24 protein-coding genes are annotated in these 22241 nt (G+C 37.6%); 15 read left to right on the forward strand and 9 right to left on the reverse strand.

Going from position 1 to position 22241, the window contains the following annotated elements:
• The first annotated feature begins 32 nt into the window (after nucleotides 1–32).
• The 9 genes from CRS_RS09160 (at nucleotide 33) to CRS_RS09200 (ending at nucleotide 8626) form a co-directional block, all read left to right on the forward strand.
• A complete protein-coding gene (locus tag CRS_RS09160; protein WP_142723736.1) occupies nucleotides 33–2216 on the forward strand; it encodes a TonB-dependent receptor in 2184 nt (727 codons plus the stop codon).
• Between the two features lie 204 nt (nucleotides 2217–2420).
• Nucleotides 2421–3071 (forward strand): Crp/Fnr family transcriptional regulator, encoded by a 651-nt coding sequence (locus tag CRS_RS09165; RefSeq protein WP_142723737.1) that lies wholly within the window; start codon nucleotides 2421–2423, stop codon nucleotides 3069–3071.
• Nucleotides 3072–3196: 125 nt separating this feature from the next.
• Entirely contained in the window at nucleotides 3197–4039 is an 843-nt protein-coding gene (locus CRS_RS09170) for a DUF5777 family beta-barrel protein (RefSeq protein ID WP_142723738.1), read from the forward strand.
• Nucleotide 4040: 1 nt separating this feature from the next.
• Nucleotides 4041–4388 (forward strand): hypothetical protein, encoded by a 348-nt coding sequence (locus tag CRS_RS09175; protein WP_228451216.1) that lies wholly within the window; start codon nucleotides 4041–4043, stop codon nucleotides 4386–4388.
• An 11-nt stretch (nucleotides 4389–4399) separates the two neighbouring features.
• Complete coding sequence (locus CRS_RS09180; RefSeq protein ID WP_142723740.1) at nucleotides 4400–4945, forward strand: YceI family protein; 546 nt, start codon at nucleotides 4400–4402, stop codon at nucleotides 4943–4945.
• Nucleotides 4942–5466 carry an ankyrin repeat domain-containing protein gene (locus CRS_RS09185; protein WP_142723741.1) on the forward strand — a complete coding sequence of 175 codons (525 nt, stop codon included), beginning with the start codon at nucleotides 4942–4944 and terminating at the stop codon, nucleotides 5464–5466. The genes CRS_RS09180 and CRS_RS09185 overlap by 4 nt, the downstream gene beginning before the upstream one ends.
• Nucleotide 5467: 1 nt before the next feature.
• Complete coding sequence (locus CRS_RS09190) at nucleotides 5468–6214, forward strand: DOMON domain-containing protein (RefSeq protein WP_142723742.1); 747 nt, start codon at nucleotides 5468–5470, stop codon at nucleotides 6212–6214.
• 176 nt (nucleotides 6215–6390) lie between these two features.
• The gene (locus CRS_RS09195; RefSeq protein ID WP_142723743.1) at nucleotides 6391–7239 is read left to right on the forward strand and encodes a GNAT family N-acetyltransferase; all 849 of its coding nucleotides are present in this window, start codon (nucleotides 6391–6393) and stop codon (nucleotides 7237–7239) included.
• A gap of 103 nt (nucleotides 7240–7342) precedes the next feature.
• Nucleotides 7343–8626, forward strand: coding sequence for an ectonucleotide pyrophosphatase/phosphodiesterase (locus tag CRS_RS09200; RefSeq protein WP_142723744.1), 1284 nt, complete (start codon nucleotides 7343–7345; stop codon nucleotides 8624–8626).
• Nucleotides 8627–8732: 106 nt separating this feature from the next.
• On the opposite strand, the gene CRS_RS09205 is transcribed toward CRS_RS09200, so the two are convergent.
• Complete coding sequence (locus CRS_RS09205; protein WP_142723745.1) at nucleotides 8733–9611, reverse strand: NAD(P)H-binding protein; 879 nt, start codon at nucleotides 9609–9611, stop codon at nucleotides 8733–8735.
• Between the two features lie 83 nt (nucleotides 9612–9694).
• On the opposite strand from CRS_RS09205, the gene CRS_RS09210 reads away from it, so the two are divergent.
• Nucleotides 9695–10123, forward strand: coding sequence for a helix-turn-helix domain-containing protein (locus CRS_RS09210; RefSeq protein ID WP_142723746.1), 429 nt, complete (start codon nucleotides 9695–9697; stop codon nucleotides 10121–10123).
• A gap of 51 nt (nucleotides 10124–10174) precedes the next feature.
• Here CRS_RS09210 and CRS_RS09215 read toward each other — a convergent pair whose 3' ends face one another.
• Both CRS_RS09215 and CRS_RS09220 read right to left on the reverse strand, forming a co-directional pair.
• Nucleotides 10175–11230, reverse strand: a complete 1056-nt coding sequence (locus tag CRS_RS09215; RefSeq protein WP_142723747.1) for an NAD(P)-dependent alcohol dehydrogenase — start codon at nucleotides 11228–11230, stop codon at nucleotides 10175–10177.
• Nucleotides 11231–11256: 26 nt separating this feature from the next.
• Nucleotides 11257–11661: a cupin domain-containing protein gene (locus tag CRS_RS09220; protein ID WP_142723748.1), complete on the reverse strand. Its 405-nt coding sequence runs from the start codon at nucleotides 11659–11661 to the stop codon at nucleotides 11257–11259.
• Between the two features lie 131 nt (nucleotides 11662–11792).
• Here CRS_RS09220 and CRS_RS09225 point away from each other — a divergent pair, with 131 nt between their 5' ends.
• The 3 genes from CRS_RS09225 to CRS_RS24375 all read left to right on the forward strand — a co-directional run bounded on the left by CRS_RS09225 (nucleotide 11793) and on the right by CRS_RS24375 (nucleotide 14505).
• Nucleotides 11793–12695 carry an AraC family transcriptional regulator gene (locus tag CRS_RS09225; RefSeq protein WP_142723749.1) on the forward strand — a complete coding sequence of 301 codons (903 nt, stop codon included), beginning with the start codon at nucleotides 11793–11795 and terminating at the stop codon, nucleotides 12693–12695.
• Between the two features lie 201 nt (nucleotides 12696–12896).
• Nucleotides 12897–14240, forward strand: coding sequence for a carboxylesterase family protein (locus tag CRS_RS09230; RefSeq protein WP_142723750.1), 1344 nt, complete (start codon nucleotides 12897–12899; stop codon nucleotides 14238–14240).
• 97 nt (nucleotides 14241–14337) lie between these two features.
• Nucleotides 14338–14505 carry a hypothetical protein gene (locus tag CRS_RS24375; RefSeq protein ID WP_172617027.1) on the forward strand — a complete coding sequence of 56 codons (168 nt, stop codon included), beginning with the start codon at nucleotides 14338–14340 and terminating at the stop codon, nucleotides 14503–14505.
• A gap of 54 nt (nucleotides 14506–14559) precedes the next feature.
• Here CRS_RS24375 and CRS_RS09235 read toward each other — a convergent pair whose 3' ends face one another.
• From CRS_RS09235 to lpxK, 6 genes are all read right to left on the reverse strand, one after another.
• Nucleotides 14560–16032: an alpha-amylase gene (locus tag CRS_RS09235; RefSeq protein WP_142723751.1), complete on the reverse strand. Its 1473-nt coding sequence runs from the start codon at nucleotides 16030–16032 to the stop codon at nucleotides 14560–14562.
• A gap of 50 nt (nucleotides 16033–16082) precedes the next feature.
• The gene (gene dinB / locus CRS_RS09240) at nucleotides 16083–17174 is read right to left on the reverse strand and encodes a DNA polymerase IV (protein ID WP_142723752.1); all 1092 of its coding nucleotides are present in this window, start codon (nucleotides 17172–17174) and stop codon (nucleotides 16083–16085) included.
• Nucleotides 17175–17334: 160 nt separating this feature from the next.
• Nucleotides 17335–17790, reverse strand: a complete 456-nt coding sequence (locus tag CRS_RS09245; RefSeq protein ID WP_142723753.1) for a GNAT family N-acetyltransferase — start codon at nucleotides 17788–17790, stop codon at nucleotides 17335–17337.
• 82 nt (nucleotides 17791–17872) lie between these two features.
• The gene (locus CRS_RS09250; RefSeq protein WP_142723754.1) at nucleotides 17873–18388 is read right to left on the reverse strand and encodes a thioredoxin family protein; all 516 of its coding nucleotides are present in this window, start codon (nucleotides 18386–18388) and stop codon (nucleotides 17873–17875) included.
• Between the two features lie 126 nt (nucleotides 18389–18514).
• Nucleotides 18515–19330, reverse strand: coding sequence for a purine-nucleoside phosphorylase (locus CRS_RS09255; protein WP_142723755.1), 816 nt, complete (start codon nucleotides 19328–19330; stop codon nucleotides 18515–18517).
• A complete protein-coding gene (lpxK, locus tag CRS_RS09260; RefSeq protein ID WP_142723756.1) occupies nucleotides 19314–20339 on the reverse strand; it encodes a tetraacyldisaccharide 4'-kinase in 1026 nt (341 codons plus the stop codon). Before lpxK ends, CRS_RS09255 begins: the two co-directional genes overlap by 17 nt.
• Nucleotides 20340–20448: 109 nt before the next feature.
• On the opposite strand from lpxK, the gene truA reads away from it, so the two are divergent.
• Together truA and CRS_RS09270 are read left to right on the forward strand one after the other, a co-directional pair.
• The gene (truA, locus tag CRS_RS09265) at nucleotides 20449–21183 is read left to right on the forward strand and encodes a tRNA pseudouridine(38-40) synthase TruA (protein WP_142723757.1); all 735 of its coding nucleotides are present in this window, start codon (nucleotides 20449–20451) and stop codon (nucleotides 21181–21183) included.
• Nucleotides 21184–21616: 433 nt separating this feature from the next.
• Nucleotides 21617–22204, forward strand: a complete 588-nt coding sequence (locus tag CRS_RS09270) for a Crp/Fnr family transcriptional regulator (RefSeq protein WP_142723758.1) — start codon at nucleotides 21617–21619, stop codon at nucleotides 22202–22204.
• Nucleotides 22205–22241: the final 37 nt, after the last annotated feature.

The raw sequence follows: 22241 nt of genomic DNA on the forward strand, positions 1-22241 counted from the left end.
AAATATAATATTAATGGTAATCAATTTAAATAATGAAAAAATATATATGCATAGCAGCTTTGTTAGGCTGTACTGTTGCAAATGCTCAGCAGACACAGGAAGGATCAATTGATGAGGTCAATATCCTTGGAAGAAAAAAAATTAAACAGGAACGTGCAGAATTCAAAAGACATGCACAGTCAGTAGAAACTCTTTCAGAAGAAGATCTTAACAGAAATAATCCTGCAGCTATAGATCAGACTTTATCCACAATGCCAGGGCTTCAGGTAGATAAACGGACTAATTTCGGAGGACAGAGACTCGTACTGAGAGGGTACGGAAATGATCAGAAATTTAATAATTGGGGTGTAAAAGCATACTGGAATAATATGCCTTTAACAAATGCTGAAGGGATCACCGTTCTGGATGATGTTGATTTTGCTTATGTAACCAATGTTGAAGTAATCAAAGGTCCGGCAGCAACAATGTATGGAGGTGGAGTAGGCGGAGCAGTACGTTTCTACACGCGTCCGGATTTTACAAAAGGAGCATCGGTGTCAGAAAATGCAATGTTTGGTGCTTTCAAAACTTTTCAGTCAAGGACACAACTGAACGTTGCGGATGAAAACTATTCAATAAGCGCTGCATACGGACATCTTGAAACAGAGGGATACCGTCCAAACGGAGGAGGTTTAAAAAACTTTTTCAATGTAAACGGTACGGTGAAATTAAGCAAAAAAGACCAGCTGAGCTTCTTTGCCAGTCAGGCTTACTCCTATGAACATACTTCAGGACAGATTTCTTACGCTGATTATTATGCGGGTATCGACAACGGAAATGCAGCCTATATCAGTAAAAATGCCGGCACAAAAATAAAATCGACAAGAGTAGGACTCAGTAATTCGGTAAATCTTACTTCAAACTTTAGAAACTATACGACCTTATTTTACTATAATGCAAATACAGAAAGCGTTTCAGCAGGGGCATACGGAGTTACAAGTTCTCCAAATGTAGGGCTGCGCTCTACTTTTACTTTAAAGAATGAATTTAAAGATTTTGAAAACCGCTTAGATTTCGGAGCAGAGATACAGAATTCTGTTTCCACAACTTCCAGCTATCGCTTCGATGGGTCTAATCCATCACAACCATTACTGACCACAGGAATGTCCGGGGCATCTTATTTCAAGTATAATAATAACCAATCTACCTATTTTGTTATTGATTATCTTACATATAAACCCTGGGGACTTACGTTGCTGGCAGGAATAAGCGGTAACAGAACCAACTATGACAGGAAAGACCTTTTTGCATTGCCAGGGTTGATTGCCGGACGTAAAGATCAATCTTTCAACAAGAAATATGATATGGCATATACTCCACACTTTGCTTTACAGAAGGAATGGAAACACCAGATCTTTAACCTAAGCTATAGTGAAGGTTATAATTCTCCTACCGCAGTTTCTTCATTTATAACAGCGACCAATACGGTGAATGATGACTTAAAGCCGGAACGTGCAAGAATGTTGGATTTTAGTGTGCATGGTCTTTTACTCAATACCAGGCTGGATTACCGTATTTCAGTATTCAGAATCGACTATTCTGATAAACTTACACAGTTACTTTTACCGGGTAATACCAGTGGACAAACATATTGGGGCAATACCGGAAGCCAGAAAAATAGCGGACTTGAGTTTAGTGTAGGGTATCAATACAGAGCAGAAGATTCTTTTATTGAAAGAATCGTTCCCTTTATAAATCTTTCTTATTACGATACAAAATATAAAGATTTTTCAATCTATGATCCTAAATATCAAGATCCTGTTACAGGAAAGACTGTAGGAAAACTAATGGTATACGACCATAAAACAGTAGTAGGAGTTCCGAGGAATAAATACGCTGTAGGTTTGGATATTTTTACCAAACCAGGATTTTATCTTGTGAATACCTATAACTATCTGGGAAATGTTTATTCTGATTTTAACAATGCGAATTTGGTAAAGGGCTTTGGATTGTTTAATTCAAAATTAGGATTTAAAAAGTCATTCAATAAACTGGATCTGGATCTATATGTAATGGGCAATAATCTTACCAGCCAGACCAATTATACTTTTTTATTCTTAGGAAATAATATCAATGATTCAGATAAAGGAAGTAATTATACCGTTCCTACAGATCTCAATCCGGGTCCTGGAAAAGCTTATTTCTTTTACGGCCTCAATGTAAAATACAGATTCTAGAATATATTTTATATTCATAAACAGCTTTTATACAGCTCAATAAAAATGCCACAGTTCTTTACTGTGGTTTTTTTATATTGAATCATAAAATCATCCATAAAATACATATTGAATTGGTCTAATTGTTAATTTTCTTTAATAAAATAAAAAAATATACTATCGATATAGCAATTTTATATCTTTGTTTTAGAAAAAGTAGAGCATATGATTGATAGGTCTTTTGTCGTAAATAAATTTGGCTTCTTAGGTGCCGATTTTTTAGCTGAAATGGAAAAGCATGCTGTTATGATTGACATAAAAGCAAAAACGGAAATTATAAGGGAAGGACAGAAAAATAAGTTTGTGCCTTTTCTTATAAAAGGCTCCATCAGAGTTTTCACGCTTAATGATGGGAGAGAGCTTATCTATTATTATATTAAACCAAAAGACAGCTGTCTGATGACATTTTCTTCCATTCTTACGGATTATGTCAGCCGGGTATATGCTGTTGCGGAAGAAGATTCCAAAGCAATCCTGATTCCTGTATCAGTAATACATGAATGGCTGGTCAAATTTCCGGAAATCAATAAAGTTTTTTACCATGAATATGACCGCAGGTTCTCTGAGGTCATGAATATGGTCAATGATGCAGTTTTCCACAGACTTGACAAAAGGGTTCTGAATTATATTAAACAGCAGATTTTATCCACAGGAAACAATCCTATTAAAATAACACACCGTGAAATTGCAAACAGTTTAGGCACTTCCAGGGAAGTCGTGAGCCGTGTGATGAAAAAAATTGAAAATGAAGGGGATATTTTACAAACGAAGGCCGGGATAAAAGTGCTTGTAAATGAAAATGTTAGATCAGACTAATTAAAATTGTTCGAAAAGATTATATCTGTTATTGATAAAAACAATTCAGTCGGTGACTTTTATCACCTGATTTTGAATTGAGAACTCAATAAGTTTGTCATACCGTAATTTAATTCAAATTGTATATGACAAAAACTCTCTTATTTTTGTTGGTATTTTCTTCAGGTCTTACCTTTGCGCAGGAAGATCTGCTGAAAGATATTGACACCGTAAAGACCAATACAGAAACTTCACAACCCGCCTTCAAAGCTCTTCAGATTGCCACCGGACAGTCCACAAAACTGGCAGCTAAAAAAGAATGGTATATTGTGGTTGCCCATAGATTTGGAGATATAAGTGCAGGATTCAAAGACTTTTTTGGTCTGGATCATGCCTCAACCAAGCTGGGTGTTATCTACGGGATTTCAGATGCTGTTTCAGTCAGCCTGTCCAGAGAAACGAATATGAAAACGTTTGAAGGAGCAGTAAAATACAGGCTGGTAAGACAAAATGAAAATTTCCCGGTTGATATTGTGGGGTATAATGTAATGGCAGCCAATACGGAGCTGAAGAAAGATACTTATCCACTCCTGAAATTCAGCGACAGGCTTTCCTATCTTACCCAGGCATTGATTTCAAGAAGATTCAATGATAAGCTTTCCTTACAGCTTACCCCATCCTTTGTTCATAAAAACCTTTACGAACCTAATATTGAAAACAAAAATCAGTTTTTGGCAGGTTTGGGAGGACGCTATAAAGTTTCAAAAAGAGTTTCTGTAAATGCAGAATACTTTGTGAATTTCGATGATCACAGTTTTTATAAAAACCCATTATCATTAGGGGTAGATATAGAAACCGGAGGACATGTGTTCCAGCTTTTACTGACAAATTCCCAGATTAATTCTGACATCGGATATCTTACCAATGCCACAGGGGCATGGGGAAAGGGACATATTTTCTTTGGGTTTAATCTTTATAGAGTTTTTTAATATGAAAAAGCTAACATCCTTATTGATATTGTCGTCAGCAGTTATAATGACGGCTTGCGACAGCAGAACATATGAAGAAATTTCTGTTAATACACCTATTACAGCAACTGTAAAATATACAGCAGATGTAAAACCCATTGTAGATAACAGCTGTATAGGCTGTCATTCCGCAGGGAGTTTTAAACCTTTGGTTACCTATGATCAGGTAAAAAACAATATAGACGGAATTCTGGACCGCATCCAAAGGCCTAATGGAGATCCCGGTAAAATGCCGCAGGGAGGATCGTTATCTGCAGCCCAGATCAACATTTTTATCAAGTGGAAAGCGGACGGATTAAATGAAAATTAAAAAAAATTGATATGAAAAAATTAGCATTATTAAGCATATTACTGCTTTCTGCAGGGTATGTTTCAGCACAAAAATACAGTTCTAAAACAGGAAAGGTAACTTTTGAGGCTTCAGTACCCTTGTTTGATGATATTTTCGCCCAGGATGATAATAATATTGTGATTCTGAATGCAGATAATGGTGAAATGGCATCAGTCTCAACTGTAAAAAACTTCCATTTTAAAACCAAATTAATGGAAGAGCATTTCAACGAGAGTTATGCTGAATCTGCAAAATACCCTAAAACAACTTTCAAAGGTAAAATTGTCAATTTTGATAAGACAAAGCTTTCCGCAAGTCCACAGAAATATACAGTTCAGGGTACTCTTAATTTCCATGGAGTGGATAAAGCAGTTACCTCAGCAGCCACATTATACGCCAAAGATGGAAAAATATATATGCAGGGTGCTTTTGCAGCAAGACCGGCAGATTATAAAGTGACCATTCCTAAAATGGTTACCAAAAAAGTTGCTGAAAATGTAAATATTGAATACAACTACGTAATGGTAAAACAATGAGAAGTATAATTCTGATCGTAGGATTGCTGCTGAGCTCATTGCTGTCTGCCCAGGAAAAAGCAAAATCAATATTTGATATTGCCAGAAGCGGAACTGTAGCTGAAGTACAGGAACTGATGAAGCAGAATCCGGATGTGATTAATCAGGTTAATGAAGGGGGATTTTCGCCCCTTATTTTAGCCTGCTACAGAGGAAATGTAAACGTTGCCGATTTTCTGATCGACAATGTAAAAGATGTAAATTATAAAAGCCGTGAAGGAACAGCTCTGGCTGGTCTTGCGATAAAATATAATAAGGAACTGGTAGAGCATCTCTTAAAGAAAAAGGCTGACCCTAATATTGCAGATGCCACCGGATATACTCCTTTATTCTGGGCCGTAAAATTCGGAAATAAAGAGCTGATAGAACAGCTGCTTAGATATAAAGCAGATAAAACAAAGAAAGATTCAATGGGAATGACACCCTTTGAATATGCATTACAAACCAATAATAAGGAAATTATTAATCTTTTAAAAAATTGATATGAAAAAAACTTTACTAGCGCTTAGCGTATTGATGGCCAATTTTGCATTGGCACAGTTTTCATCCGGAACGGTAAATTTACCGGCAACTTCCATGACGGTGAAATTAGATACAACACCTTCAGGAGTAACCATTACAGTAACTGGTGACAGTAATTCTATGTTAGGAATTGGATTTGGAACTGTGGGGATGGCTTCAGGATCAGACGGATTTATTTACAACTCGTCAGCTAACAGAGATTATACATTTGTCGGAATGACAACTCCTAATGCTGATGCAGCCCAGGATTGGACACAGACTTCCAATACCGTATCCGGATCTACAAGAACTGTAGTGGCGACAAGATCACTTTCAGGAGGGGCTGGAGATTTTGCCATTGCCAATGCTGCAGGGACTATTAATATCTTCTATTCCCGTAAAAGTGGCGGAACTTCCTTAGGATATCATGATGCAGGGAGAGGATACGCAACGCTGACGATGACTGCAGCTTCTTTATCAACCAATGAAATTGCGGCCAACAGCAAAAAGGTAAATTTTTATCCGAACCCTGCTAAAGCAACAGTAAGTTTCAAAAACTTTGATAAAATAAAATCTGTTGATATTTACGAAGCAACCGGCAGAAAGGTAAAATCACTAAAGCCTGAAAGCGAAAGTATCAGTGTTGAAGATTTGAGATCAGGAAGTTATTATGTTGAAATCCTGCTTAAAGATGGAACTACATCTTACGAAAAACTGATTAAAGAATAATTTTTCAGAAAAAACACACCTAAATATTTTAAAACGGATACCTCTGAGATTTCAGGGGTATCATTTTTTTCACAAAGTACCGGTTTCAGGGGGATTGCTTTAAAATTCATATATTTGTGTATATCCGGATTGTTAACAAAAAAGACAGCTTCTCAGCCATATAACTTTTACAGCCAATGGAATTTAAAACTTTAGCCAATATCACAACAGATGAACTTTTATCAGTGTTCAATCATTCATTTTCAGATTATGTTATTCCTTTTCACTTAACGAAAGAGGTGCTTGTCTCAAAAATTGCAGCAGAAAAATTAGACATGAATTTATCCGCCGGAGCATTCGAAGAGGGAAAACTCGTTGGCTTTATCCTTCAGTCTGAAAAAGTTGAAAATGGTGAAAAGATGATCTACAATGGTGGAACGGGAGTTGTTCCGGAAAGCAGAGGAAAAGGACTGGTGAGAAAAATGTATGATTTTCTAATTCCCATTTTACAGGAAAGGAATGTCAATACATTGCTGCTTGAAGTCATTGAAGGAAATAATAAGGCGATCAGAGCTTATGAAAATTTAGGTTTTACCATTGCCCGGAGACTGCTTTGTTTTAGAGGAAGTATTCAACAGGGAAAAGAAAATGCTGAAGTTGCCATAAGTGAACTGAAAGATTATCCTTGGGAGGTGCTATGCTCTTTCTGGGATATTGAGCCTTCGTGGCAGGGATCTGTTTTCGTATTGGACCCAATGCCGGAAAACTATATTACCTTAGGGGCTTACGATGGAGAGAAACTGGTGGGGTATATTATTTATGGCCCTGTAGCAAAAAAAGTGTATCAGTTTGCTGTAGATAAGAATTACAGAAACCGCGGGATTGGCACAAAACTTTTTAATGCGATCAGAGAAAAAAATGATGGACAGGCTATAGCCATAAATAATGTAGATGATTCCTCAGTAAGCACCAGCAAATTCCTTCGCGAAAAAATAGGGCTGGACAATTGGCTGACACAATTTGAAATGAAAAGGGCAATTGAATGAACTTAATTTTGATTCAAAAAAATAACAGGTTTTAATATACTTTTAATCTCCTAAACTTTTCAGGCAGAAGTATAGAATGTAACTTTGCGGAAAATTTAAAACAATGAAGCGAGGAATCCATTTTTTACTGTTGCTGATTTCTTTTACGACATTTGCACAACAGGTGAATATTGATACTGCCCAGGTAGTCATCCCAGGAAGGCAAAACAGTACCGAGGCACAGTCAAAGCCTTATGTGATTATGATATCTACGGACGGCTTCCGTTATGATTATGCCCGGAAGTATAATGCTGAAAACCTATTGAATTTAGCTAATGGTGGTGTAAAAGCAGAAGCAATGATTCCAAGCTATCCAAGTATAACATTTCCTAACCACTGGAGTTTAATTACAGGACTTTACCCTTCTCATCATGGTTTGATTGATAATTTTTTCTATGATTACAAGAGAAAAGAAGGATATGCCTTGAGTAGTAAGAAAAATGCTGAAGACGGAAGCTGGTATGGGGGAATTCCGCTTTGGGGACTTGCTGAAAAACAGGGAATGGTATCAGCCTCTTTAATGTGGGTAGGATCTGCCAGTGATGCAGGAGGAATAAGGCCAACTTATTATTACCCATACCACGAAAAATTCACACCTTCTGAAAAAGTTGAAAAAGTGGTTAACTGGCTGAAATTGCCAGAAGATAAAAGACCTCATTTTATTTCATTGTATTTCCCTGAAGTGGATGGAAGCGGGCATCATTACGGTCCGGATACCAAAGAAACAGAAAATGCCGTTCATCTGATTGATCAGGCAGTAGGAGATCTAGTAAAGAAAGTAAACGGATTGGGCTTAAAGAATGTCAACTTTGTTTTTGTTTCCGATCACGGAATGATTAAAGTAGACGGTGGTACTCCTTTGGAAATTCCGACTATTCTTTTTGATAAAAACAGATTCGATTTCTACAATTCCCAGACTTTGTTAAGAGTTTACGTTAAAAATCAGGATGAGGTAAAAAAAGTTTATCAAGAACTTAAAGCCAATAAAACAGATGATTACGAAGTATATCTTGATAAAAAACTTCCCAGATACCTGCATTTTGCGACCAGAGACGATCAATATAACAGAATAGGACAGATTCTTCTGATTCCTAAAGCACCAAAAATTTTCCTGGAAAAGGGCAAGAAATCATCCGTTGGAAAGCATGGCTACGACCCTAAAGTAGTACCGGAAATGAAGGCTACTTTTTTTGCTTGGGGACCGGAATTTAAAAATAATCTGGTGATCAGTGAATTTGCCAACGTCAATGTTTATCCTTTGGTAGCTGAAGTTTTAGGGCTGAAAATAGATCAGCCTATTGATGGAAAACTGAAAGTTTTAAAAGGAATTCTGAAAAAAAAGAAATAATCCCGGGATTTAAAATAGGATGATTAAAATAAGTTTCGGCGCACCAAAGGTGCGCCGAAACTTATTTTAACTGCAGTCTGGGACTTTTGTTTCAATATAAAAGAAATTAAAACCTGGAAGAAAACTCTTCAGCAAACTCTTCTAGCTTAACACTGCCTGTAACAGGAGAGCCATGATCAATAAAATCTTTCTGAACAACACCGGTTCTTATTCCCCTGCCCATTTCAACATAAAGCTTCGCCATATCTTCCGGCAATCCGGCCTGAAGCATTCCGTTTAAAGAATCTTCATCAGAGAATGCTACCCATGGAAGATCTGGTTTGCCTATTGATGTTCCTAAGACCTTTGCAAAATCTGAGGCTTTTCTTATATCACTCACAATATAACGGATATTGTTGATATGTTCTGCTTTTACCAGTTCTTCAGCCGCTGCCTTGGCAATATCATTCGGATGTACGACTGGTATTTCTACACTTTCAGGATAATTCCCTCCAATGATTCCCGCATTTTGAATTAATGGAATGTCGTTGAAAAAATTATTATAAAAATAGCCGGCTCTCAGAAAAGTAAAAGAGGTATTTTTTACTTCATTATAGAGCTTTTCAATATTGTGGAGTCCTGCGATAGGACCGTTTTCGACAGGCGATTCAGCCCCAACACTGCTTAGCATTACGGCTCTTTTTACCTGGGTGTTTTTTAAGGCTTCAGCATAATTTTTCCCGACATCCGTTGTGTTTTCCACAATCCTATCCGGGCTGATAGCAGGAGGGGTCATAACAAAAACAGCGTCCGCTCCTTCAAATGTTTGTGTTAAAAACTGAACGTCTGTGACAGATCCTATGGCTGGGGTAGCACCCATAGATTCAATATCCTGCTTTCTTGCATTGCTGCTGCTTATGACTGTGATAGTATGCCCGTCGGCAATTAATTGCTGGGCTAATGGCTTAGCTACATTTCCTAATGATCCTGTGATTACTATTTTCATAGGTAAAATATTTTTTTATTTCTGAGAACAAAGTTATATTTGTACTTACTTTTATACAAGTACTTACCCTAAAGTATGTAATTATGACAGCCATCAAAGAAAGCTCCACCATTCAGGAGAATAAAAAGACAGTGCAGGACTGTCCTGTAATGTATGTTATGGAAAGAATTGGCGGATTCTGGAAACCGATTATCCTGTTCAATCTTTCCACAGGGGAAAAAAGATACAGTGAATTGAAAAAAGCAATTCCTGCCGTAACAGAAAAAATGCTGATCCAACACTTGAAACAGCTTGAAGCGGACGGCTTAATTATCAGGACAGCAAAGCCTGTAGTGCCTCCCCATGTGACCTATAAATTGAGTGAGGCTGGTAATGAGCTTGCTCCCGTTATTGATGCCATGGCTGCATGGGCCTTTCACGATATGGAAAGAAATCATAATCAATGTGCTGAAGGAAACAGATATATAACAAATCAGAATCAGAATGCTTTTAGCCAGAATCTAAAAAAATAAAAACAGGCGCTTCACTTGAGGCGCCTGTTCTGTTACTATTTTACAGAAGAATTATAAAGACTGCATGTCAATGACGAAACGGTATTTTACATCACTTTTCAGCATTCTTTCATATGCATTGTTGATATCCTGCATTTTAATCAGTTCAATATCAGATACAATATTGTGTTTTCCGCAGAAATCTAACAGTTCCTGCGTTTCTGCAATACCTCCGATCAAAGACCCTGCTACAGAACGGCGTTGGAAGATCATAGGTCTTGTACTTACTTCAGTTTCCTGGAATTCACCTACGAATCCTACAAGCACAAGCGTTCCGTTCAGAGAAAGGGTCTGCATGTAAGGATTGATGTCGTGCTCATAAGGAACCGTATCAATGATAAGATCAAATTTACCTTTTACAGCATCCATCTGCGAATCATCTGTAGAGATCACTACATGGTCTGCTCCAAGCTGTTTGGCATCATCCGTTTTTCCCGGAGTTCTTGAGAATAAAGTAACTTCTGCTCCTAAGCCTTTTGCCAATTTAATAGCCATATGGCCTAAACCACCCAATCCTACAACGGCCACTTTTGAACCCGGACCTGCATTCCAGTGTCTTAACGGAGACCAAGTAGTGATTCCGGCGCATAGAAGTGGAGCTACTGCCGCCAAATCTAAATTTTCAGGAACACTTAAAACAAAATGTTCATCAACGACTACTTTCTGGGAATATCCTCCAAAAGTATGGCCGCCAAGGTGTTTATCTTTTCCATTATAAGTCCCTGTGAATCCATTTTGGCAATATTGTTCCAAATCGTGCTGGCAGCTGTCGCAATGTCCGCATGAATCTACCATACAGCCTACAGCGGCAAGATCGCCTACCTTAAATTTAGAAACTTCGCTTCCTACTTTTGTGATTCTTCCTACGATTTCATGTCCCGGAACTACAGGATACAAAGAGCCGCCCCAGTCGTTTCTTGCGGTATGAAGGTCAGAGTGGCATACCCCGCAGTATAGGATTTCAATTTCTACATCCTTTGTGGTTACCTCTCTTCTTTCAATATTCATTTCTTTCAGATCTGCTGTGGTAGACTCTGCACCATAAGCTTTTACTGTGATTGTACTCATTTTTTTTATATTTAGTTTATTTAGGATTATACATTATTATATTCTTCATCCGTGACAGGCTCCAGCCATTCTACAATCCCGTTTTGAGTATTAGGATTAATGGCAATATGGGTTAAACCACTATCAGGAGCGGCTCCATGCCAGTGTATAACATCAGAAGGAATACTGACAATATCTCCAGGGTTTAAAATCTGTACAGGCTTTCCTTTTTCCTGATAATATCCTTTTCCTGCCGTTACGATTAAAATCTGTCCGCCCTGGTGTGAATGCCAGTTATTTCTGCTTCCAGGTTCGAAAATCACATTCCCGATTTGGCAGTTCAGGTTGTCTTCATTGGGTTTCAGAATATGAACCCATGCTGTTCCTCCGGAGAAATAATCTGAAGGAGCCTTTTCCCCTTTCGGAAAAATGTTGGTATTAAAAGTTTCCATAACGGAACAAAAATCGAAACTTTTCCATAAACAAAACTTATACAGATTACCGAATTACTTACCAATTTTACATACATCATTTAAGTTACGAATGAAAATGGTAATTTTGGGTGGTAATAAAAATGTACTTCATGGAAAATCAGGAGGTTGAAATCTATAATACGGTCTCGGAATACAACAAAATGGCAAATCATGAGACCTTACATCCGTTGGTCAGTATCATTGATTTTTCCAAATCAGATCCTATATGCCAATATAAAAGAAAATTTGGGTTTTATACCGTTTTTCTGAAAGATGTCATGTGTGGAGACATGCAGTATGGAAAACACAGTTATGATTATCAGGAAGGCACATTGGTTTTCATTGCTCCGGGGCAGACCTATGGAATTTATAATAAAGATAGGTTTGTTCAGCCTGCAGGCTTTGCCTTGATTTTTCATCCTGATTTAATAAAAGGAACCAACTTAGGGAAGAATATGAAAGACTATTCTTTTTTTTCTTATGATGTACACGAAGCCTTGCACCTCTCAGAAAAGGAAAGAGAAATTATACTGGACTGCTTTAAAAATATTAAGCTGGAACTGGAGCAGGCAATTGACAAGCACAGCAAATCTTTAATTGTTAATAATATTGAACTGTTCCTGAACTACTGTATGCGTTTTTATGACCGTCAGTTTATTACCAGAGATCATATTAACCAGGGGGTAATCGGAAAATTTGAAAATTTAGTTGATGATTACTTGAAATCTGAAAATCCTAAGAACATTGGTTTTCCCATGGTCAATTATTTTGCAGAAAAACTGAATCTGTCTGCCAATTATTTCGGAGATCTGATAAAAAAAGAACTGGGGATTTCTGCTCAGGAATTTATCCACAATAAACTCATTGATATAGCTAAAGAACAAATTCTGGATCAGGCAAAAACAATCAGTGAAATCTCCTATGATTTAGGGTTCAGATATCCGCAGCATTTTACAAGGCTGTTCAAAACCAAAGTTGGTATTTCTCCGAGTGAATATAAAACCCTGAACTAGTTTTTTAACCCGAATAACTCAGATTTTTTCACAGATCAAACAATAAAAATAAGTGAATATTAGTGTCTGCATTTGTGAAATTTGTGTTTAGATTTTTTCAACACTAATAATCTAATTTTTTCACGAATGACACAATGATGGTTTTTGAAGTTAGTGTTTAAATAATTAAATTTAAAGAGAAAAGTTTTCACAGTTGTAAAGATGACACCTAATCAGCAAAATACCATTATTTTCAAGACCCGTTTCGGAAAGATTTTAGCCTTAAAAGAAGAAGGGATTATCAGAGCCAGAAGCATCCGTTATGCCCATTCTGAAAGATTTAAAAGACCTGTTGCAGTAGAATCTTCTTTATCATCGATAATTATTTCTCCTGAAAAAACTCCGGTTTGCCCGCAGGCCCTAAGTCCGCTTGTAGAAAAGATGATCGGCGCTACACCTGTTGAAAGTTTTGAACCTGATGAATCTACGCAATACCTTTCCATAACCCGGCCCGGGATTGTTTCTGAAAATGAAAAACTGCCTGTCGTAGTCTGGATTCACGGGGGCTCTCATGAAATAGGCTGTGGTGATCTTGCCACTGCTGACCCTGCCGAATGGGTAAAAGAACAGCACATTATCGTTGTTACGGTTTCATACCGTCTGGGACTTTTCGGCTTTCTTGGGGGCAATGAGAAAAGGCCTGCTAATCTTGGGCTGTTAGATATCATTGAAGCTTTGAAATGGATAAAAAAATATATTGGGGATTTTGGAGGTAATGAAAACAATATTACTCTTCTGGGACAGTCTTCAGGCGGTGATGCTATTGCCCATTTAATGATCTCAGAAGGAGTTGAAAATCTGTTTCATCGGGTGATTATCCAGAGTGCTCCTCTGGGGTTACGTCATAAAAGGCAGAAAATGTCAGCAGAGTTTCTGAAAAAAACAGAAATACTGAAAGATGAAACCGATGTTTTAAAAATGATGGATGAATATAAGGCGTTGGTACCATCTGTCATGAAATACGGTTTGAAAGCAGCAATGCCATTTGGAACCCAATATGGATTCTTTCCTTTGTGCAAAGAGGAAGAATCGGTGGAAATGTGGAAAAATAATGCCCAGAAATTTGATGTCCTGATTGGTTTGAATAATGATGAAACTGCATTCTATCTCAAAACCTCCGGGGCTTTAAATAAATATTTTGGAAAAGGACTTGGATTAAAACTTATGGATAAGACTGTTGAAAAGACTACAGAATTTATCTATGGAGCTCCGGCAAAGCAGTTTGCACAGAATCTGGCTGATGCCGGCGGAAATGTTTATCTCTTCAGAATTCATTCAAAATTAAAAGATAATCATATCGGTGCTCCTCACTGTATTGATCTTCCCTTAATTTTTGGCAATGAAGCCGCCTGGAAATCTTCAGAATTGCTGAAAAATATTCCCTGGAACCGTATTCATGAGCATGGCAAAAAATTAAGAGCTCTCTGGGCAGAATTTGCCAGAAACGGAAAAATATCTGATACTTCTGAAAGGCCGGAAATTCTTGAACTCCGGAAAGTGTACTGATTTATATGTATTTAATTCATTGATTTATGATGAATTTTTATTCATAATTGTGATTTTTAATGTATATTTAATAACTAAACCATAAAAAATAATAATTATGAAAACAAGCAAAGATTTCAAAGTAAGAAAACTGAACCGTAAGGAATTAAAGAGTTTAAAAGCCGGAGATATCAACAGAGGCAGAGTGTGCTGTACTTCCAACGAAGACGGAGAATGCTGTGAATGGGCTAAAGATGTTTGGTACTGTCAATATATCTATTGCTAAAATATACCCTTGTCAAGGTTTGGAGCCTTGACAAGGGTTTCTGGTAAATTAGTATCACTCAGGAATCCAAACACTCACATTTCCCGCCGGAACAGGAAAATCTCCCCATCCGTTCTCATCAATGGTTACTTTTTCTTTAAACCGTTTCAGGAGGTCTTTGAATTTTTTTCCGACATAAAGCTTCCCGACTTCCATCGGTTTATTATACGCATCTTTATTGCTCAGAACTACCGCACAGCCTTTATGTGCATCATCTCCGGTACGGACCCATCCAAGACAGTTGGCGTCTTCAAAGTAATCATGCTGCTCACCGTATGCATGATCTTTTCTTGCTTTTAATAATTCTTCGATACCGTCTACTTTCGGCATAAATATCTCCTGGTCATGACCACCCGAGTCTTTATCGATATAATGGGCACCATACAAATCAGGATAAAATACACATGGATAACCGTCTTTTCTTAATAATATCAAAGCATAGGCAAGAGGTTTAAACCATGAGTCTACAGGGGCTTCAAGGTCCTGCAGAGGCTGGGTATCATGATTGGCTACCAAGCTTACAGAATGCATGGGATCTGCCTGAGTAAGAGTTCCGTCAAAAATTTTTCTCAGGTCATAAGAGCTTCCTTCTTTCGAAGCATTATGGAAATTATTCTGAAGTGAACTGTCAAAAAGACTCATGCAGCCTTCGGTCACTTCAATATATTTCTGGAGCAGATGTAGATAGCCGGGAGCCCAGTATTCTCCGACAGCGAAAATATTTTTTCCGGAATTGGAGCGGAGCAAAGTAAGCCACTCTTTATAGAAATCGAAAGAAATATGCTTTAATGCATCCAGTCTTACCCCGTCAAAATCTGTCTGGTCAAAATACCATTTTGCCCAATTGTTGAGTTCTTCCCGTACAAAAGGATTCCGGTGTTCGATGTCATTATACATCAGATAATCGTAATTTCCTTTTTCATCATGTATCATTTCCTCCCAGTCATCTCCGTATTCAGACTGTATTTTATAAATATGGGATTCCATACCTTCAGCATAATCTACACCACTGAAACAGGTGAAATTCCATTCAAAATCAGAATATTTTTTTCTTCTCCCCGGAAAGGTAAACTTGGTATAAGACTCAATTTCGATAACATCAGAAATCACTTTTTCTCTGTTTTCTTCATCTACTTTTACCACTTTGAATTTTTCCAGTTCGTCACCGCCTGCCTTATGCCCAAGAACAATGTCTACGATGACTTGTATGTTATTCTTTTTTAAGGCTTTAATAGCTTTGGTGTAATCGTTTTTGGTTCCGTATTTTGTAGGAATACTTCCTTTTTGGTCGAATTCTCCAAGATCATACAGGTCATAGGCATCATATCCGATAGAGTATCCTCCATTTGTGCCTTTATATGCTGGGGGAAGCCATACTGATGTAATTCCCAGTTTTGCTAAATATCCGGCCTGTGTTTCGGCTTCTTTCCACAACTTTCCGTCTCCTTCAGAATACCAGTGGAAAAACTGAATCATGGTTGGGTTCATAAATTTGCTGATTTGATTGATACAAGTTAGCAAAAAAATATGACCTGCCTCTATTCGAATTCTTCAAACGGGATTTTTAGTTGAACGGAAACCTGCTTTTTTTCTTCTGTATTGAGGTGGGAGAGGGAGAGTCCTAATAAGCGTACAGCCTTATCAAAAGGACGAAGTTCCCATAGTCTTTTCCCGGTATTAAAATACTGTTCCGGAGATGAAAAATAGTCTTCCTTTGTGATACTTCTTGTGAAAAGAGAGAAGTCTTTGTACTTTATTTTTAAGGTTAAAGTCCTTCCAAGAATATTATTTTTCTGTAATCTCTGATGGAGTTCCTGCCCGAGACTTTCCAGTTTTTCATTGATTTGCTGTTCATCCAGCAGGTCTTCAAAAAATGTTCTTTCCACAGCCACACTTTTCTGAATCCTGTGAGGTTTTACTTCGGAAGTATGAATTCCCCGTACTACATTATAATAATGTTTCCCTGATTTTCCGAAAATTTTCACCAGCTCTTCCAGCGATCTTTTTTTTAAATCTTTTCCTTTATAAATCCCTAAACTAAACATTTTGTTGGCGGTAACCTTTCCAACCCCGTAAAATTTTTCCACAGGCAACTCCTCCAGAAAATGCTCCATTTTATCCGGGTGGATTGTTTTCTGCCCATTGGGTTTATTGATATCAGAAGCTACTTTAGCCAGAAACTTATTGACCGAAATTCCTGCAGAAGCTGTGAGTCCGGTCTGTTCAAAAATTTTCTGACGGATTTCTTTGGCGATGAGGTTGGCAGACTCCATTCCCTTTTTATTTTCGGTGACATCCAGATAAGCCTCATCCAGTGACAGGGGTTCTACAAGATCGGTATATTCATAGAAAATTTCCCGGATCTTTTTGGAGATTTCTTTATATCTGGCAAAACGGGGAGGAACAAAGATAAGCTGTGGGCATTTTTCTTTGGCTGTCTTACTGGGCATGGCAGAACGGACACCATATTTTCTTGCTTCATAGCTTGCGGCAGCGACAACACCACGATGCTGTCCTCCTACGGCTATAGGCTTGCCTTTCAATGTAGGATTATCATGCTGCTCTACAGAAGCATAGAATGCATCCATATCCACATGAATAATTTTACGAAGAGGCAAAGAAAAATCCATATACAAAGATATGGATTCCTTTATTGACGGTAAATTTTTTATAGTGTTGAAGTTTGAAGCCGGGAGAGAGACGTTAATGAGCATGAAAATTAATTAAAAAAGCATAGATTATTTCCAGGGCATAAACTACTTCCATCTCCCGTCTTTCTGCTTCCAGCTTTTACGGTTTCAGTCTCATGGTAAGAAGGTGAGGTTTAAAACCTGATTTTTCATAAGCTTTTACAGCAGATTCATTCTGAGCATACACATCCAGCCTTACTTCATTCATTCCTCTGGATTTTGACCAGGAAATAAGTTCATCGGTAATCACTTTATTGATTCCTTTTCCTCGGTATTCCGGCTTTACATACATAAAACCTAAATAGGCATATTCTTTAAACTGATAGTAGTCTTTCTCCGCTTTTTTAATCAGAGCATATCCTGATGCAATGATCTCATTATTTTCTTCGGCAACAATTACTGTTGCGTCCTGAGACTGTATCAGATGTTTTAAATCATAATAATGGATTTCTCCTTCAATCAATGTACTGTTAAAAGGCCTTTCAGCAGTAACAATTCCCTGTTCGAATTCTAAAAGAATTTTTAAATCCTGTTCTGTAGCTTCTCTTGTGATCATGGTGTATATATAAATAAAATTTAAAACCCATTGAAAGTTGATCATTTTCAATGAGTTTTTATGTTTTTGAAGTTAATGATAACTATTTTAAAAGCTTGTCGATGGTTTGTTGAAGTTCAGGATCTTCAGGTGATATGGCATAATATTTTGCAATAGAAGATTTCTGATCAATGACCATATATCTTGGGATCCAGTTAAGATCCACATCATTATTAAAATCATTTTTCCATCCTGAAGCGAACCAGTAATTTTCTTTGTGTTTCATATCAAACTTTTCAAGGCTTTTTTCAAATCCTTCTTTTGAACGGTCCAATGACAGAAAAACAAAATCAATATTCTTATTACGCTCTTCCAGTTCTTTAGCTTTTGGGAGCGCATTTAAACAATCTCTGCACCATCCTGCCCAGAAATCAATGACTAAAACTTTCCCTTTATGCTGATCAAGAATCTGCTGAATAGTCACGCTTTTTCCCTCTTCATCTTCCAGTTTCTGCTGTAAGGCTTTTTTTGAAAATCCTGTTTTAAGAACAGCAGGGACTTTTTGAGAATAGCTTATCCCAAAAATCCCAATCATAAAAATTAATATCAACTTTTTCATCTCGTACAATTTCATTTGTACAAATCTAAACAATGAATGGCAATCTGAGATTGATTTCTTTGAAATTAGGAAAAATTTATAATATTGATGGACTCTATGAGGGAGGATGGGAGTATTGGCAGATTTTTACTGATAGTTTTTAATCAAACCTTTGACAACGGTAATTACATTCGGCATTGCTTTGTCAGCAGCATTCAACACCTCTTCGTGGGAAACGGCAAAGGCAATATCCGGTCCGCCAAGGTCTGTGATCACCGAAATGCAGAATACATCCATTCCCATATGCCTGGCCACAATAACTTCAGGAACAGTGCTCATTCCTACCATATCCCCGCCAATGGCTTTGATCATTCCATATTCGGCAGGAGTTTCAAAGGTTGGGCCCTGGAGAGCAACGTAAACCCCCTGATGGACTTTGATATGATGATCTATTGCAGCCTGTTCTGCTGTGGCAATCATTTTTTTGTTATACGGTTCGCTCATATCCACAAAACGTGGTCCTAGCTCATCGGTATTTTTTCCACGAAGCGGATGTTCGGGCATCATATTGATGTGGTCTTTCAGAATCACGATATCGGCGACACCGTACGCAGGGTTTACACCGCCACAGGCATTGGAAAGAATAAGATTTTGGATTCCCAGTAAATGAAAAACTCTTACAGGGAAGGTCACAGTGTCCATTGAATGCCCTTCATAATAATGGAAACGGCCACTCATCATCAGAACTTTTTTTCCTTCCAGTTTTCCGTAAACCAGCTTTCCGGTATGCCCTGCTACTGTAGTTTGCGGAAAATGAGGGATGTCTTTGTACTCTAAAACATGGATCGGCTCTATTTCATGCTGTAATTTTCCCAGCCCGGATCCTAAAACAACCGCAAAATCAGGCGTTTCCTGAATAATATTTTTAATAAAATCTGCAGTTTCTTTAATTTTTTCTAACATAATCCAAGATGATTTGATTGAATTCTTCTTTCTTATCAATGAGTACATTGATAGGCCAGTAGTAAACAATTTCTCTAAGATAGTCAAAAGTTTTCAGACGTACATAATCTTTCTCGGTGGTTAATATCAGCTTGTATTCCCCTAATTTTTTATATTCCGCAAGGATTTTTTTAATATCATCATCCGTGAAATTGTGATGATCTCTGAATTTTAGATGTTTTACCCTTTTTGAGAATTTTGCCAGATGCTCCAGAAGCGGTTTTGGGTTGGCAATTCCGGTGATCAGTAAAATATCATAATAATTCAGGTTGTTGTCAGGAAGTACTTTATCTTTTCCATATACATTTTCGTCATAACCGATGGATGAAAAGAAGACTTTCTGCCCGTATGAAGGTCTTATTCGTGAGATATAATACCTTTTTGTTTCCTCGGTAAGCTCATCGGGACACTTGCTGACCATAATAATGTCTGCCCGTTTATAGCCGGATCTCGATTCTCTCAGGTCGCCTGCGGGAAGCAGATAATCTTTGAAGAACGGATCATTGAAATCAGTCATCAGAATATTGAAACCTGCTTTGATGGCTCTGTGCTGCATGGCATCATCCAACACCAGAACTTCCAGATCCATATCGCTGATCACTTTTTTGGCACCGGGAACGCGATCTTCTGAAACAGCGATAACAAAACGGTTTTTAAAGCGCTCAAAAAGCTGCATCGCTTCATCACCTACCATTTTGTAGTTGCTGTCATAATTGGTTACTTCATAGCCTTTTGTCAGCCTTCCATAGCCTCGTGAAAGCACACCGGTTCTGTAATGCTTGGATAAAAACTGGGCAAGATACATCACCATGGGTGACTTTCCACTTCCGCCCACAGAAAGATTCCCGACATTGATTATCGGTGTCTTGAATTTTGTCGACTTAAAAATTCCCAGATCATACATTGTGTTTCGGATACCCGTTACCAAATGATAACCAAGGGAAAAAGGATAAAGGTACCATCTTTTCATACGTTTGCAAAAATAGGAATTTTCATAAGCATTTGGTGCAATATTCTCAAAGACTTTTCAACAAATATTTCGTTAAATTAAAGTATTTTTGTGGAGTTATTAGAATACATTGAGATACTTTATTGAATTTTCTTACAACGGAAAGAACTATTTCGGCTATCAGATACAGCCGGATGCTATTTCTGTACAGGAAGAACTGGAAAAGGCGCTGTCCACCATTTTGCGCGAAGAAATTAAAACTACAGGGGCAGGGAGAACAGATACAGGAGTTCATGCCAAAAAAATATTTGCCCATTTTGATACGGAAAAAGAATTGGATGATCAGCTTCCGCGAAGGCTGAACAGTTTTCTGCCTCCTGATATTTCCATTAAAAGAATTTTTCCTGTACAAGATGATTTCCATGCCCGTTTTGATGCAACGTACAGAACCTATGAATACTATATCTCATTGGAAAAAAATCCATTCACGCAGGAATCTGCCTGGCAGCACTGGAAAAGACCTCTGGATGTGGTCGCCATGAATGAAGCATGCAAGATTCTTTTCGAATATGAGGATTTTACCAGTTTTGCAAAATTAAAAACCGACAACAAAACCAATATCTGCAAAATCTACAAAGCAGAATGGGAGCAAAACGGAACAGAACTGAAATTTACCGTTTCAGCCAACCGTTTTCTAAGAAATATGGTTCGTGCTATTGTCGGAACTATGGTAGAAATAGGAACGGGTAAACTGAAACCGGAAGATCTCCGTAAGGTGATTGAAGACAAAAACCGGAACGCTGCAGGAACTTCAGCTCCGGGGCACGGATTGTATCTGGTGGATGTAGGCTACGATTTTAAATAAAAACTAAAACAAAATAATAATCATATTATCAATTTTTATTCTTATCTGTGCCTATAGATATTACACACAGTTAGTCGAAAGGTCTGGATAAACAAAATGGTATTACCATGTTCTGGCAATTGGTATTTATCCGGGAACTCAGATCGTTTTAGGTCTTTGCTATGGTGTTTATTTAAGCTTAACAGATCCTGAATCTTTAGATAATGTAAATTACACAGGGTTTTTCCGGAGTGAATATTTTAGGCTCGTTCATCTCTATTGCATCAGTTTGGGGAATTGATAGGCTCCTTGAAAACAAATTCATAAAAGAAAGACCGGCAAAAACCATCGAAATTGAAGTGATAGGGAAGACCTTTGATCAATAAGATTTCTCTTTTTAGTATCGGAAATTAAGATTATTTTTAGATAATATAAGGGTACTAAAAAAATAACCATGACAGAAATTGATAAACTAGCCTTTGCCTTACATCATTTTGCCGGACTTTCAGAAGAAGATTTCAGACTGTCTGAAAATTTCTGGCTGCCAAAAGAATATAGAAAAGGAGATTTTTATAATCTTCAGGGAAATGTATGTTCCTATTTAGGATTTATTGTCGATGGAGTTTTTCGTTCTTATGTCATCAATGGAGATACGGGTGAAGAAAAGAATGTTTTTCTTTATTCTGCCAATGGATTTGTAGTTCCTTTTAAAAGTTTTCTCAATCAGATCCCATGTGATTATTTTACTCAGGCCCTTACGGATGCTTGTATTATTTTTATCCGGCACGCAGATCTTATTTCTCTCTACCAGCAGTCGCATCAATGGGAAAAATTTGGGAGACTTTTGGCGCAGGCAGCATTTAACGTGACCATGACAAGGGTAGAAGGGTTTTTATTAAAGTCTCCGGAAGAACGTTATCTGGATCTGATGAAAGAGCATCCTGATATTTTCAGTAATGTTCCGCTGTATCATATTTCTTCTTATCTGGGAATTCAGGGACCTTCTCTGAGCAGGATAAGAAAAAGAATTTCAGGTAAATAGTACGATTTTAACCTGGGTTAAAGTTTTCGTCATTTTA

The sequence above is a fragment of the Chryseobacterium sp. ON_d1 genome (assembly GCF_006829085.1).
Taxonomy (GTDB): domain Bacteria; phylum Bacteroidota; class Bacteroidia; order Flavobacteriales; family Weeksellaceae; genus Chryseobacterium.

What these genes read in the sequence shown, in the direction of transcription:
- CRS_RS09220 (WP_142723748.1), bottom strand. Translation starts at nt 11,661, where the DNA reads ATGGAAACTTTTAATACCAACATTTTTCCGAAAGGGGAAAAGGCTCCT.
- CRS_RS09170 (WP_142723738.1), top strand. Translation starts at nt 3,197, where the DNA reads ATGACAAAAACTCTCTTATTTTTGTTGGTATTTTCTTCAGGTCTTACC.
- CRS_RS09205 (WP_142723745.1), bottom strand. Translation starts at nt 9,611, where the DNA reads ATGAAAATAGTAATCACAGGATCATTAGGAAATGTAGCTAAGCCATTA.
- CRS_RS09165 (WP_142723737.1), top strand. Translation starts at nt 2,421, where the DNA reads ATGATTGATAGGTCTTTTGTCGTAAATAAATTTGGCTTCTTAGGTGCC.
- CRS_RS09230 (WP_142723750.1), top strand. Translation starts at nt 12,897, where the DNA reads ATGACACCTAATCAGCAAAATACCATTATTTTCAAGACCCGTTTCGGA.
- CRS_RS09190 (WP_142723742.1), top strand. Translation starts at nt 5,468, where the DNA reads ATGAAAAAAACTTTACTAGCGCTTAGCGTATTGATGGCCAATTTTGCA.
- CRS_RS09235 (WP_142723751.1), bottom strand. Translation starts at nt 16,032, where the DNA reads ATGAACCCAACCATGATTCAGTTTTTCCACTGGTATTCTGAAGGAGAC.
- dinB (WP_142723752.1), bottom strand. Translation starts at nt 17,174, where the DNA reads ATGGATTTTTCTTTGCCTCTTCGTAAAATTATTCATGTGGATATGGAT.
- CRS_RS09180 (WP_142723740.1), top strand. Translation starts at nt 4,400, where the DNA reads ATGAAAAAATTAGCATTATTAAGCATATTACTGCTTTCTGCAGGGTAT.
- CRS_RS09195 (WP_142723743.1), top strand. Translation starts at nt 6,391, where the DNA reads ATGGAATTTAAAACTTTAGCCAATATCACAACAGATGAACTTTTATCA.
- CRS_RS09270 (WP_142723758.1), top strand. Translation starts at nt 21,617, where the DNA reads ATGACAGAAATTGATAAACTAGCCTTTGCCTTACATCATTTTGCCGGA.
- lpxK (WP_142723756.1), bottom strand. Translation starts at nt 20,339, where the DNA reads ATGAAAAGATGGTACCTTTATCCTTTTTCCCTTGGTTATCATTTGGTA.
- CRS_RS09210 (WP_142723746.1), top strand. Translation starts at nt 9,695, where the DNA reads ATGACAGCCATCAAAGAAAGCTCCACCATTCAGGAGAATAAAAAGACA.
- CRS_RS09160 (WP_142723736.1), top strand. Translation starts at nt 33, where the DNA reads ATGAAAAAATATATATGCATAGCAGCTTTGTTAGGCTGTACTGTTGCA.
- CRS_RS09250 (WP_142723754.1), bottom strand. Translation starts at nt 18,388, where the DNA reads ATGAAAAAGTTGATATTAATTTTTATGATTGGGATTTTTGGGATAAGC.
- CRS_RS09255 (WP_142723755.1), bottom strand. Translation starts at nt 19,330, where the DNA reads ATGTTAGAAAAAATTAAAGAAACTGCAGATTTTATTAAAAATATTATT.
- CRS_RS09175 (WP_228451216.1), top strand. Translation starts at nt 4,041, where the DNA reads ATGAAAAAGCTAACATCCTTATTGATATTGTCGTCAGCAGTTATAATG.
- CRS_RS09245 (WP_142723753.1), bottom strand. Translation starts at nt 17,790, where the DNA reads ATGATCACAAGAGAAGCTACAGAACAGGATTTAAAAATTCTTTTAGAA.
- CRS_RS09200 (WP_142723744.1), top strand. Translation starts at nt 7,343, where the DNA reads ATGAAGCGAGGAATCCATTTTTTACTGTTGCTGATTTCTTTTACGACA.
- CRS_RS09185 (WP_142723741.1), top strand. Translation starts at nt 4,942, where the DNA reads ATGAGAAGTATAATTCTGATCGTAGGATTGCTGCTGAGCTCATTGCTG.
- CRS_RS09215 (WP_142723747.1), bottom strand. Translation starts at nt 11,230, where the DNA reads ATGAGTACAATCACAGTAAAAGCTTATGGTGCAGAGTCTACCACAGCA.
- CRS_RS24375 (WP_172617027.1), top strand. Translation starts at nt 14,338, where the DNA reads ATGAAAACAAGCAAAGATTTCAAAGTAAGAAAACTGAACCGTAAGGAA.
- CRS_RS09225 (WP_142723749.1), top strand. Translation starts at nt 11,793, where the DNA reads ATGGAAAATCAGGAGGTTGAAATCTATAATACGGTCTCGGAATACAAC.